Raw genomic sequence first — 11,970 nt, forward strand, 5'->3', positions numbered from 1 at the left:
ATGTCATTCTGGAGAAATAAAAAAGTCCTTATTACCGGCCATGAAGGTTTTTTGGGGTCTTGGCTTACGAAGACTTTGATAGAAAGAAAAGCGAATATCGTCGGGCTTGATCAAGCTATTGGTCGGCCCGTTTCTGTTTTAAACGGTTTTCGAGACCGCTTAACGGCTATTAAAGGTGATGTATCCGACTATGAACTTGTTCACCGGATCATTAAACAGCATAAGCCTCAGGTGATCTTTCATTTGGCGGCACAGGCAACAGTTGAATCTTCTTTAAAAAATCCACGTAGGGCTTTAAAAACGAATATTGAAGGAGCTTGGAACATCTTAGAGGCTTGTCGCGCGCAGAGATCGGTTAAGGCTGTTGTTTTTTCTTCCAGCGACAAAGCCTATGGTTCTCAGAAAAAACTTCCCTATACCGAAGATATGCCTTTACAGGGAAAACATCCGTATGATGTTTCGAAAAGTTGCGCGGACCTTATTTGTCAAACCTATGCACACACATTTCAAGTTCCTGTGTGCATAACACGTTGCGGAAATATTTACGGGCCGGGAGATTTTCATGATTCTCGCATTGTTCCCGACGCGGTAAAAAGCGTGCTTAAAGGAAAACGTCTTATTATTCGCAGCAACGGGCGTTATACACGCGATTATATTTATGTCGAGGATATTGTTCGCGGGTATATTGTTTTGGCGGAAAAAATCCAATCGTTAAAACTCTTAGGACAAGCGTTTAATTTTAGCAATGAAAAACCATTAAGCGTCTTAAGCCTCTTCTCTGAGATCGTTTCTTCGGCGAAAAAGATAACCAAACTTAAGAAAATAGAACCAAAAATATTAAATCGAGCGCAATTTGAAATTCAACATCAATATCTTTCTTCACGAAAAGCGAACCGTGTTTTAGGATGGAAAGCCCATTACGATCTAAAGCAAGGTTTAGATAAAACTATTCGCTGGTACCAATTACATGGATAAAGCACAAAAAATAAAACAGCTGATCAGTGAGCAGGTCAAAGAATTTTATCAAGCCCGCCATATGGTTAAGAAATTTATTCCCGGCGAGACGTGGATTTCCTATGCCGGCAGGGTTTTTGATGAAAAAGAAATTCAAGCGCTGGTCGATAGTTCTTTAGATTTTTGGTTAACACTAGGGCCTCATGGAAAAGAATTTGAACAAAGACTAGCGCAATATATCAAAGCGCGTTTTTGTATCCTAGCAAATTCCGGCTCATCGGCTAATCTTTTGGCCTTAACGGGTTTGACGTCGCATTTGATAGAAAAACCTATTTTACCTGGAAGCGAAATTATTACACTGGCGGCTGGTTTTCCGACGACAGTTGCGCCAATTTTCCAATGCAATTGTATCCCGGTTTTTGTCGACATTCTAGGCAATACAAAAAATATCGATCCGTCAAAGCTAGAAGAAGCCTTAAGTCCTAAAACGCGCGCGGTCATGATCGCGCACACGCTTGGAAATCCTTTTGATATTGACGCGGTCAGCGCTTTTTGCAAAAAACATGATCTGTATTTAATTGAAGACAATTGCGATGCCTTAGGAAGCGAATATCGCGGAAAGAAAACCGGGAATTTTGGCCATGTGGCAACCCAAAGTTTTTATCCGGCCCATCATATTACGCTTGGTGAAGGCGGTGCCGTTTTAACCAATGATGCGAAACTTAAAAGAGCTATCTTAAGTTTTCGAGATTGGGGCAGGGATTGTTGGTGCGATCCCGGGAAAGATAATACCTGCGGGACAAGGTTCGCAGGAATGCATGGCGAACTTCCAACTGGCTATGATCATAAATATGTTTACGCGCATTTAGGATATAACCTTAAACCATTGGATCTTCAAGCGGCTATCGGATGCGCGCAGTTAGAAAAACTTCCTCAATTCACCCAGGCACGCCGGAAGAATTTTGAAACATTTCATAATGCGTTTAAGAAATACGAAGACTATTTTATCCTGCCCGAGGCGACACAAAACTCAAGCCCTAGCTGGTTCGGGTTTATGCTGACGGTTCGAGACGGCGCTGATTTCACCAGAAAAGAGATTATCGATCATCTTGAATCGAGAAAAATACAAACCCGAATGCTTTTTGGCGGAAACTTAATAAAACAGCCGGCTTTGATCGAAGCAAAAAAACGCGGATTTTCTTATCGTATTTCCGGGGATTTGATACATACTGATAAAGTGGCTCAAGACGCATTTTGGTTCGGTGTTTATCCGGGGTTAACTCAAGAAGAGATCGAATATATGATCAACACTATAGATGATTTTATGGCAACCAAACATTCAAAGAAGGTTTTAATAAAACAAAAATAATCTATGCGTATTCTCATGACCGGAAGCACAGGATTTATCGGATCGCATTTGGCCAAAGCCTTGTATTTTTCCGGGCAACATGACCTTGTTTTAGTCAAGAGAGCTCATTCCGATCTTTCCTTGATCAAACAGCTGAATAGCAAAGTCCGCATGTATTCCTTAAGCGAGTCCGCCGATAATATTTACGATATTATGGAAAAAGAAAAACCGGATATCGTTATCCATTTAGCGTCTCTTTTCTTAAGCAAACATAACCCTTCGCAGATCGACGGACTGATCCAATCGAACATCACCTTTCCGGTGAAGCTCTTAGACGCCATGGCATCTGCCGGCGTTAAGAAAATCATCAATACCGGAACTTCTTGGGAGCATTTTAACGGCAGTAAAGATTACGATCCCGTTTGCCTTTATGCGGCGACAAAAAAAGCCTTGGAAGATATCCTACTTTATTATGTGAACGCAAAGAAATTTTCGGCGTTAACTTTAAAATTGTTTGATACTTATGGGCCAGGCGACCCTCGTCCGAAATTATTTGCACTGCTTAAAAAACACCTTCGGGAGAGCTCAACTTTTGTTCTTTCACCGGGAAAACAGCTTCTAGATCTTCTCTATATTGAAGATGTGGTCGGCGCTTATCTTAGCGCGGTTAATTATCTGAGCAAAAAAAAGACCGTGATGCATGAAGCTTTCTCGATCGGCTCAGGCCGCCCTAGAACTTTAAAAGAAGTTGTTTCTACATTTGAGAAAGTTGTTGGGAAAAAGATGAACATTGAATGGGGCGGACAACCATATCGGGAACGCGAAGTGATGTTCTCAAAAGCAGACATTGCGAAAGCAAAAGAAAAATTAAGGTGGAAACCGAAATATTCCCTGGAACAAGGTATCGCAAAAATGATCTCTGAGGAGGTAATTTAATGATCGAAGGTGTTGAAGTCATAGCGTTAAAGCAGATTTCCGATGAGCGTGGCAAGATCATGCATATGCTCAAATCGACCGATAAGCATTTTAAGAAATTCGGTGAGATCTATTTTTCCTGTGTTCATCCCGGCGCTATTAAGGGATGGCACCGGCACAAAAAGATGACTTTAAATTATGCCGTGCCGTTTGGAAAGATCAAGCTTGTTTTGTTTGATGACAGAGCGAAATCAAAGACAAAAGGTGAACTAACAGAGATGTTTTTAAGCCCCGAGCATTATCAGCTTGTTATTATCCCGCCTTTGGTTTGGAACGGATTCAAAGGATTAGGTGTTGAGACGTCCATTGTCACTAATTGCGCGACATTAGCTCATGACCCCCAAGAGATCGAACGGTTAAGCCCGTTTGACCCCAGCATTCCCTATGATTGGTCTTGCAAACACGGATAAATATGATACAGCTTAGCAAAAGAATTCTCATCTATATTCCGTGTTATAACTGCGAGCAGAAAATCGTTCAAGTTCTTAAAGAAATTCCTGTCGAATTTTACGGTCAAAGTGAATGTTTGGTGATCGACAATCAAAGTACCGACAAAACCGCGCAAGTTGTTTTAGATGAAATAAAACGATCCGCAATTCCTCTAAAGATCCATCTGATCCGCACAAACGAAAATTTAGGTTATGCCGGCTCGCAAAAATTGGCCTATCAAATTGCCGTTGACGCGCCATCGGTCGAATATATTCTAATGCTGCACGGTGACGGACAATATCCTCCGGAACAAACGAAACAATTCTTGCCGTATATCGGCCAAGACTATGCTTTAGTGAATGGTTTTCGCGATAAGAAAACATATCCTTCTCTAGAAGAAACTCCCTTCCTGACATATATCATTATTAAATTCTTAAGCTGGCTGGAAAGTCTTTTGACGGGACTTAAACACAAAGAATGGCATACCGGCTTTGTGATGTATCGCAAGGATTTTTTAGCGGCGGTGGCGTTTGCGCGTTTTTCTGCGTATCGCCATATCGACGGGGAATTCTTGATGTGCGCTGGGATTTTAAGGAAGAAAACGGCTTCCGTTCCTATTTATAAAAAATATAAAGATTGTGATTATTTTCGTGGAGCGGAGCGGGTGAAATATATCAGCCATGTTTTTAAGATCATTCTAAGATTCTTGTCCGGTTACTATCACAGGATCTTAAGCGAAAAACCTTTTCCAAAAGTTGCCAGCACTTTCGATCTTCTCACTTAAAAGCCTACGCCCATAAGTTCCTATCCAAACTTCGATATTGAATAGCTTCGGCAATATGTTCGGGCAAAATTTGCTCTGCGCCTGCCAAGTCGCCGATCGTCCGGGATATCTTCAAGATTTTGTCGTAAGCCCTGGCGGAAAGCCCCAGTTCTTCTAAGGCCATCTTTAAAAGATTTCGCCCTTCCTCATCAATGGGGCAATGTTTCTTAATATCCGCATGGCTCATCTGTGCATTACAAAAAACACCGGGTTCTTTGAATCTCTCTTTTTGGATCTTTCGCGCGTTAAGGGTTCTGGATTTGATCTGTTGAGAAGTTTCGTTAGAAATATTGGAAATAAGGTCGCGGTATTTGACGGAAGGCACGTCTAAATGAATATCGATCCTGTCTAAAAGAGGGCCGGAGATCTTAGATAAATATTTCTGAATTTTTTGCGGAGTACAGTAACATTCTTTTTTTAGATCCGTATGCCAGCCGCACGGACAAGGGTTCATGGCGGCTACTAGCATAAATTTTGATGGAAATCGGGATGATTTACTGGCCCTGGATACGGTTACGCAATGGTCTTCTAAAGGCTGGCGCAAAGATTCTAAGACGTCTCGATGAAATTCCGGAAGCTCATCAAGAAAAAGGATCCCGTTATGCGCTAAGCTCACCTCGCCAGGTTTTGGGATGGAGCCTCCGCCGACCAAGGCCACATCGGAGGTTGTGTGGTGCGGCGAGCGAAACGGCCTGGTTGTGATAATACCGAGTTCCGGCCTGATCATGCCGACGACAGAGTGAATGCGGGTTGTTTCTAAAGCTTCTTCCAAAGTGATATCGGGTAAAATAGTAGGAAGCCGTTTGGCAAGCATGGTTTTCCCGCTACCGGGCGGCCCGATCAAAAGGCAATTATGTCCTCCGGCCGCGGCTACTTCCAGCCCTCTTTTGACATGAGTTTGGCCTTTTACGTCAGCGAAATCTATTTCATAATGGTTGGCGTTTTTAAAAAGATCCGGGATATTTATTTTGAACGGGTCAACAGAACTGGGTTCTTTGAGAAGCTGAATAACTTGTGTTAATGTTTTAACCGGATAAACAGGGATTTTTTTAGCCATCGCGGCTTCGGCGGCGTTGCGGTAAGGCAGGATCAATCCGCGGAATTTATTGGAGAAAGCAGACATGGCAACTGATAAAGCCCCTGTTACCGGACGTATCTGCCCGTCTAAGGCAAGTTCGCCTAAGATGATGTATTCGCCAAGTGATGAGCTGTCGATTTGATTGGTCGCGGCCAGTATTCCCAGAGAAATAGCCAGGTCGAAAGAAGGGCCTTCCTTTTTGATATCAGCTGGGGCCAGGTTGACGGTAATGCGTTCAGCGGGAAATTTGTATCCGCTATTTTTGATAGCTGAGCGGACGCGTTCCTTGCTTTCTTTGACGGCATTATCCGGAAGTCCGACAACAGTTACGCTGGGAAGTCCATGAGCGACATCAACTTCGATCGTTAATGGATAAGCGTCAAGGCCGCAAACACCAAAACTCTGTATTTTTGATAACATAACCTGTGAAAAATTTTGGAATTTTTGAGGCGGGCGGGGAGAAAAGGGAAAATGCCTTGCTTTTTTAATAGTGCCTACTTATAATGTACACTAACATAATTCGAAGTTTACGTCAAGTAAGTCAAAAGAGGCTAAATTAATGGTAGCGCAGGATTTTCTAAGCGATATTGTTCGCAATAAGATACTGATCATTACCTTTGCGGCATGGATTTTCGCGCAATGTATTAAGGTTTTTCTGGGCGTTATTAGAGAAAAAAGGTTTAATTTTCGCTGGTTCATCGGAACCGGCGGCATGCCGTCTAGCCATGCGGCCGGGGCAACAGCCTTAGCAACAACCTGTGGATTAACGCTGGGATTTGCTTCTCCCGTATTTGCCCTAGCAACAGTCTTTGCGTTGGTTACCATGTTTGATGCTCAAGGCGTTCGCCGGGAAACCGGACAACAAGCGACCATCCTTAATAAAATCCTGGAAGATATTTACTGGAAGGGAAAAATCGAGTCTGATCGGCTGAAGGAGCTGATCGGGCATACGCCGGTTCAGGTTTTTGTCGGGTCTTTATTCGGGCTTTTTGTCGCGCTTATTATGTATTGAACAATAAATAGGGAGGCAATGCAGTGAAAAAAAATTTGATCCTTGTTATTGTGGTCGTTCTTGTTATCGGAGCCTTAGGGTTCTTTCTAGCTTCTGGAAAAGGCGGATCAAGCTCTGACCGTCCGACACCCGCCAATCAGCTGTATCAAAAAGCCTGCGAACTTGAATCTCAAAATGAAATATTAGAAGCTATCGATATCTGCAAGAATATCATTGCTGACTTCCCTAATTTTTCCGATATCAACACTGTCCAAAAGAAATTAGAAGATCTTAACTTAAGGCTCATCCTTTCCGCGACCGAAACTCCTAAAACAGCCTCCTATGAAGTAAAACCCGGAGATTCTTTAGCTAAAATCTCTAAAGAGTTCAACGTGACCGTAGACCTGATCAAAAAAAGTAATAATTTGACTAGCGATACGATTCGAATTGGGCAAAAACTGCGTATTTGGAAAGGTGTTTTTAGCGTTTTTGTTGATAAGTCTCAAAATATCCTTATGCTTAAAAGCGATGATGATGTTGTGAAGGTCTATACGGTTTCAACCGGAAAAAACAATAATACGCCGGTGGGAACATTTACCATTGTCAGCAAGCTGGTCAATCCTGTGTGGTATAAAAGCGGGGCGGTTATTCCTCCTCAAAGCCCGGAAAATGCTTTGGGAAGCCGCTGGATGGGATTTGACATTGCCGGTTATGGTATTCACGGAACGATCGAACCTCAAACTCTCGGCCAGATCACGGCCGGATGTGTCCGCATGCTCAACGCAGAAGTTGAAGAGCTCTATAGCCTTCTTCCTAACGGAACAAAAGTTACCGTTGTCGATTAAACATTTTAACCCAAAGAAAATCCTATGGCCGCATTAGATTTTGAAAAACCGATTATTGAACTTGAAGCTAAGATCGCTGAATTAGGAAAATTCAGCACAGAAAAAAAGATCAATTTGTCTTCCGAGATCGAAAAACTCGAAAGCAAATTAGAAAAGATGAAAAAGGATATTTATAGCAATCTGACTTCTTGGCAAAGGGTCCAGATCGCTCGACATCCGGAACGGCCATACACTTTAGATTATATCCGTATGATCACAACTGATTTCCTAGAGCTGCACGGCGATAGGCTTTTTGCCGATGATCTTGCGATGATCGCCGGTTTTGCTAAGATCGATGACAGAAAAGTCCTGGTGATAGGCCATCAAAAGGGGCGAAATACCAAAGAAAATGTGATGCGAAATTTTGGTTGCGCTCATCCGGAAGGATATCGAAAGGCCATACGGTTGATGTTATTGGCTGAAAAACTTAAGATTCCCGTTGTTATTTTTATTGATACGCCCGGAGCTTATCCTGGTGTTGGCGCCGAAGAGCGCGGGCAAGCGCAAGCGATCGCGTGCAATTTACGCGATATGGTCAAGATCTCCACGCCGATCGTGGCTACTGTTATCGGTGAAGGGGGAAGCGGCGGTGCTTTGGGAATAGGTATTGCCGATAGAGTTTGTATTTTACAAAATGCTTATTATTCGGTTATCTCGCCGGAAGGCTGTGCGTCCATTCTTTGGCGTAGCAGCACCAAGGCTGCGGAGGCGGCCGAAGCGCTTCGCTTAACGGGAGAAAATTTAGTTAAATTTGGCGTTGCTGATGAAATTATTCCGGAACCTCCCGGCGGTGCCCACCGCGATCCACAATTAGTGGCAGCTATAGTGAAAAAAGTTATTATAAAATATTTAAAGCAACTTTCCGGCTTGTCCAAAGAAGAGCTCTTAGACGCTCGCTACGAAAAATTCCGTAAATTAGGCGAATTTACGACGGTATAATCTTGCCCTAAAAATCATTTTAAGAATTTCAAACATGACGAGAGAGCGTTGTCATCATATCGGCCTTTTTGTTCGCGACCTTAAGAAAATGGACCGGTTTTATACGCGGCATCTTGGTTTCAAATTAGAACGAAGCCGGATGATCGATCAAAAAAATATCCGGGAAATCTTTGGGATCAATTCATCTTGCGAGATGCGTTATTATGCCTTAGACGATTTGCGGGTGGAGATCTTTTGTTTTTATGATATTAAACTGCGTAAATATCATCCTGAAACACAAGGCTATAATCATTGGACGCTTTTGGTAGATGATAAAGATAAATTTTGTAACCGTCTTCGCAGGAAAAGAATAAAAGTCCTTAAGCTCATTCGGCCGCAAGGTTTCACGTATTTTATTAAAGATCCGGAAGACAATTTAATTGAGATCAAAGAATATGCCGACACCGTCCCTTTCCAAAAGAAACATTAAAGGGTTTTCGTATGAAGAGCTGGTAGATTATTTTGGATCTATCAAAGAAAAGCCTTTTCGCGCAACGCAGGTGTTTGAATGGATCTATCAAAAAGGCGCGTCTGGTTTTGAAGCGATGAGCAGTCTTCCCATTTCTTTGCGCAACAGACTGCAGGAAGATCTTGTGTTCAATTCCATTGTTTTAGAAAAACAAAACGGCTCAGCGGACCAAACCAATAAATTTTTATTTTCTTTAAACGATAAAGAGAAAATTGAAACTGTTTTGATCCCCGCGCAAGAACGGACTACGGTTTGCGTGTCTACTCAAGCGGGATGTAAATTTAAGTGCGGGTTTTGCGCCAGCGGTTTGGGAGGGTTGCGGAGAAATTTAGATTGCGGCGAGATCATCGATCAGATCTTATACGTGAAGCAGCATTCTGAAAATCGTCCCTTATCTCACGTTGTTTTTATGGGAGTAGGCGAGCCGCTGGATAATTATGATAATGTCGTTAAAGCCATTCGCATCATTAATTCTCCGCAAGGTGATCCTATCGCTGCCCGACGGATCACGATCTCAACGTGTGGGTTGATCCCTCAGATCCAAAAACTTTCCCAAGAAAAGATCCAGGTTGAATTAGCCGTTTCTTTGCACGGCTCCAATAATGATATTCGCGGGCAACTGATGCCGGTCAATCGAAAGTATCCGTTAGCGGATCTTGTCGCGGCTTGCAGAAGCTATATTCAAAAAACCAACCGACAGGTGACCTTTGAATATATCTTGATCAAGAATTTGACATGCACAGAAAAATCTGCCGAAGAGCTGGGAAAACTTTTCAAGGGGATGATCTGTAAAATAAATTTAATTCCGTATAACAAAGTGGAAGAATTTCCTCATGAACCGCCTACAAAGATGGAAATGCTTCTTTTTAAGCAAAGGCTAGCGCAGCTGGGCGTTCACGCCACGATCCGTATGCCGCGCGGTAAAGATGTCAACGCGGCCTGCGGGCAGTTGAGGCATTCATCGTGAATGCAAGAAGTATCAATCATTATTCAGCAAAAAAGAAACGAGAAAATAGCATGAAAATTCTTCCTACTGTCTTCTTCTTGCTGTTCGTGTCTTCTCAACATGTTTTTGCTGACGCTTCTAATCTAGCGGTGGTCAAGCTGCGTATGAGAGAAGAAGTTTATAATGCTGAGCGAGATATGCAGGCCAGTCATCTCGTGTATTTTCTTCATGTCCTCGATCTTTCGAAGACGGCATTGGTTTTAATCGATGTATGGGAACACAACCCGCTCAATGTCGAAATTCAAGTAAAACCGGCCCGTGATAATATTGTCCGGCTTTTGCAATTTGCCCGCGCAAATCATATACGCATTATCCATGCGGCCTCGGGAAAATCTATTCATCCTGACTGCAGGCCGTTGCCGGGGGAATTGATTGTCCAAAAGGGAAAAAATTCTGTTATGGAGAAAAATTTTCTCAAATATCTAAGGGGGATCGATACGGTAATTTATACCGGATTTCAGCTCAATTATTGTGTTATGTTCAATTCTTCCGGCATTTTAACGGCATGGCATAATAACAAAAATGTTATTATTGTGCGCGATGCCACCTCAGCTTTGGAAACAGTGGAAACACTATCCAATAGATGGTGTTTTTTTGCTACCCTTAGTATGATTGAGGGTCAATTTGGCAGCTCTATGGCAACAGACGACCTGCTTTATGCTTCTTTTGAGCCGAAAGAAAATTAATATAAAATATATCGAGAAATAAGGGAGCCACGCTGCTGATATCAGCAGCGTGGCCTGCCTATTTAAAATAAATTTATTTTTCTGTCTTTTGTGCTGAGTCTTTATCGAGAACAAAATCCGGCTTCATCAGCGGCTCATAGTTGCCGGGAGTTTTAAGCGGACATGTCACAACATCCCAAATGCCTGATCCTGTCCGCCCGATCGTGTAAGCAACGCCCTTCCAGAAACCATTAAAAACTCCGACGCTTTTGTTTTCTTTAGCTTCGGCGCTTTTTTTCCACTGAGCATCAACTTGTTTGGCGATCTCAAGAGGAGCGGTCACGATATTGACAATACCGCGGTTAAATTTTTGAAGAGGATTATCGGCGGCAAAGGCAGGTTGAGCAAGAAATGTCAGGAAGAGAACACTGATGAAGAGAAGCATTCGTTTTCGCATAAAAAATCTTTCTATCAGTTTGAGTAAAATTTTTTTCTAAAAAAATATTAACACCGGAATTTTAGGAAGTCAACGGCTTATTTCCTAAAATAAAAAAAGTTAATGCCGAAGGTGGGAGTTGAACCCACACGCCCGTGAAGGCAACGGTTTTTGAGACCGCCGCGTATGCCATTCCGCCACTTCGGCAATATTTCTTACCGTGGAAGCCACGTTGTTAATTCGGTTTTTCCCTCGCGTGACCGCTCGGGACTACGCGCGCTAAAGCTCGCTTCGTGAGACCGCCGCGTATGCCATTCCGCCACTTCGGCAAGAAAACTATTTTATAAAAATCTTTTGGACGCGATTATTGGCCAGATAAATGACAATAAACCCGTGATAAAGAACAGAGATGATATTTTTAAAATGCACCGGAACGGTTGTTTCTAGTGTTCCGTTCAGATAAATAATCCCAAAAAAGAGTAAGAGTTTTGTCAGCAAAACAACGGATGAAAAATAGATCAGCAATCGGTAAGCTGTAATATTAAGACGTAAAATCCCAATTCCTAAAGAAAACGACAACAGAGAAGTGATAATAACGAAGACAAGAACGTTGAGCGTTTTTGTGTTTGTCGCAAGGGCCAGAGAAGCCATAACGGCACAAAATGTTATAGCCCCTATCAAAATTTCAATGAACGCGATACCTAAAAGTATTTTGGGGCGTGTCATGACCCGTCGTGCTGCATAACTTTAAATTTTTTGAAAATGGTGGAGCTGGAGGGGATCGAACCCTCGACCTCTTGCATGCCATGCAAGCACTCTCCCAGCTGAGCTACAGCCCCGCACCAATCACTTTTCAAAGGACATAAACACAGCACTCTCTCCCGACTTTTCTAATAAATTTTTTGTTGTCGGGACTCCGACTTCTCCTAAAACA

14 protein-coding genes and 2 tRNA genes are annotated in these 11,970 nt (G+C 42.7%); 11 read left to right on the forward strand and 5 right to left on the reverse strand.

Translation table 11 applies throughout. The annotated features are described in order from the left end of the window. From WC676_02505 to WC676_02525, 5 genes are read left to right on the forward strand one after another with little or no spacing between them, the layout of a single operon-like run. Positions 1-975, forward strand: coding sequence for a GDP-mannose 4,6-dehydratase (locus tag WC676_02505; GenBank protein ID MFA5059479.1), 975 nt, complete (start codon positions 1-3; stop codon positions 973-975). Continuing rightward, positions 968-2,323: a lipopolysaccharide biosynthesis protein RfbH gene (rfbH, locus tag WC676_02510; GenBank protein ID MFA5059480.1), complete on the forward strand. Its 1,356-nt coding sequence runs from the start codon at positions 968-970 to the stop codon at positions 2,321-2,323. Before WC676_02505 ends, rfbH begins: the two co-directional genes overlap by 8 nt. A 3-nt stretch (positions 2,324-2,326) precedes the next feature. Further along, positions 2,327-3,238, forward strand: coding sequence for an NAD(P)-dependent oxidoreductase (locus tag WC676_02515; GenBank protein MFA5059481.1), 912 nt, complete (start codon positions 2,327-2,329; stop codon positions 3,236-3,238). After that, positions 3,238-3,687 (forward strand): dTDP-4-dehydrorhamnose 3,5-epimerase family protein, encoded by a 450-nt coding sequence (locus WC676_02520; GenBank protein ID MFA5059482.1) that lies wholly within the window; start codon positions 3,238-3,240, stop codon positions 3,685-3,687. Before WC676_02515 ends, WC676_02520 begins: the two co-directional genes overlap by 1 nt. 2 nt (positions 3,688-3,689) lie before the next feature. Further along, positions 3,690-4,490 carry a glycosyltransferase family 2 protein gene (locus tag WC676_02525; GenBank protein MFA5059483.1) on the forward strand — a complete coding sequence of 267 codons (801 nt, stop codon included), beginning with the start codon at positions 3,690-3,692 and terminating at the stop codon, positions 4,488-4,490. Between the two features lie 4 nt (positions 4,491-4,494). On the opposite strand, the gene WC676_02530 is transcribed toward WC676_02525, so the two are convergent. Next, the gene (locus tag WC676_02530; protein ID MFA5059484.1) at positions 4,495-6,027 is read right to left on the reverse strand and encodes a YifB family Mg chelatase-like AAA ATPase; all 1,533 of its coding nucleotides are present in this window, start codon (positions 6,025-6,027) and stop codon (positions 4,495-4,497) included. Positions 6,028-6,166: 139 nt separating this feature from the next. On the opposite strand from WC676_02530, the gene WC676_02535 reads away from it, so the two are divergent. Genes WC676_02535 through WC676_02560 form a run of 6 tightly spaced genes read left to right on the forward strand, consistent with a single transcriptional unit; the run spans position 6,167 to position 10,621 of the window. Continuing rightward, positions 6,167-6,619: a divergent PAP2 family protein gene (locus WC676_02535; protein MFA5059485.1), complete on the forward strand. Its 453-nt coding sequence runs from the start codon at positions 6,167-6,169 to the stop codon at positions 6,617-6,619. Positions 6,620-6,642: 23 nt separating this feature from the next. Further along, on the forward strand, positions 6,643-7,443 hold the full coding sequence (locus WC676_02540; GenBank protein MFA5059486.1) for a L,D-transpeptidase family protein: 801 nt from the start codon (positions 6,643-6,645) through the stop codon (positions 7,441-7,443). Positions 7,444-7,467: 24 nt separating this feature from the next. Then, the gene (locus WC676_02545) at positions 7,468-8,421 is read left to right on the forward strand and encodes an acetyl-CoA carboxylase carboxyltransferase subunit alpha (protein ID MFA5059487.1); all 954 of its coding nucleotides are present in this window, start codon (positions 7,468-7,470) and stop codon (positions 8,419-8,421) included. A gap of 34 nt (positions 8,422-8,455) precedes the next feature. Next, positions 8,456-8,890, forward strand: coding sequence for a VOC family protein (locus WC676_02550; protein ID MFA5059488.1), 435 nt, complete (start codon positions 8,456-8,458; stop codon positions 8,888-8,890). After that, positions 8,856-9,896 (forward strand): 23S rRNA (adenine(2503)-C(2))-methyltransferase RlmN, encoded by a 1,041-nt coding sequence (gene rlmN, locus WC676_02555; GenBank protein MFA5059489.1) that lies wholly within the window; start codon positions 8,856-8,858, stop codon positions 9,894-9,896. The genes WC676_02550 and rlmN overlap by 35 nt, the downstream gene beginning before the upstream one ends. 50 nt (positions 9,897-9,946) lie before the next feature. After that, positions 9,947-10,621 (forward strand): isochorismatase family protein, encoded by a 675-nt coding sequence (locus WC676_02560; GenBank protein MFA5059490.1) that lies wholly within the window; start codon positions 9,947-9,949, stop codon positions 10,619-10,621. A gap of 73 nt (positions 10,622-10,694) precedes the next feature. Here WC676_02560 and WC676_02565 read toward each other — a convergent pair whose 3' ends face one another. The 4 genes from WC676_02565 to WC676_02580 all read right to left on the reverse strand — a co-directional run bounded on the left by WC676_02565 (position 10,695) and on the right by WC676_02580 (position 11,875). Continuing rightward, positions 10,695-11,057 carry an exosortase system-associated protein, TIGR04073 family gene (locus tag WC676_02565; GenBank protein ID MFA5059491.1) on the reverse strand — a complete coding sequence of 121 codons (363 nt, stop codon included), beginning with the start codon at positions 11,055-11,057 and terminating at the stop codon, positions 10,695-10,697. Positions 11,058-11,160: 103 nt separating this feature from the next. After that, positions 11,161-11,243, reverse strand: a tRNA-Leu gene (locus WC676_02570). Positions 11,244-11,372: 129 nt separating this feature from the next. Continuing rightward, positions 11,373-11,762: a hypothetical protein gene (locus WC676_02575; protein ID MFA5059492.1), complete on the reverse strand. Its 390-nt coding sequence runs from the start codon at positions 11,760-11,762 to the stop codon at positions 11,373-11,375. A 37-nt stretch (positions 11,763-11,799) separates the two neighbouring features. Then, a tRNA-Ala gene (locus WC676_02580) sits at positions 11,800-11,875 on the reverse strand. Positions 11,876-11,970 lie beyond the last annotated feature (95 nt).

This window comes from Candidatus Omnitrophota bacterium (assembly GCA_041649175.1).
Lineage (GTDB): Bacteria > Omnitrophota > Gorgyraeia > Zapsychrales > JBAZNR01 > JBAZNR01.